Source organism: Tepidiphilus sp. HLB4, from assembly GCF_054823945.1.
The window spans coordinates 1-318 of the sequence record NZ_JSYB01000033.1; the positions used below are offsets into that span (position 1 = coordinate 1).

The window sequence follows — 318 nt, forward strand, 5'->3', positions numbered from 1 at the left end:
ACTACGCCAACGGGTACAAACCCCAAGACGGACTCACCCGCCTTGGTGGAGCTGACCTTTCAGGTGCCCCAGGTGCGTTGCGGCGACTTCTACCCTTTCTGCCCTCGAAAAAGGCACCCGCACCGATCAGGCGGTGCATCTGGCCCTGGCCGAGATGTACGTCCAGGGGGTCTCCACCCGCCGGGTGATCGAGGTACTGCAGCGCCTGCTGGGGCCGGAGATTTCGCTCTCCACCGCCCAGGTGAGCCGTGCCGCCGCCAGGCTCGACGAGGGGCTTGCGGCCTGGCGCGAGCGTCCTCTGGGCGAAGTGCCCTATCT

At 66.7% G+C, this 318-nt stretch carries 1 pseudogene; it reads left to right on the plus strand.

Annotation, left to right across the window (positions count from 1 at the left end):
* A pseudogene (locus tag OA56_RS06660) lies at positions 1–318 on the plus strand (transposase); the annotation flags it as partial.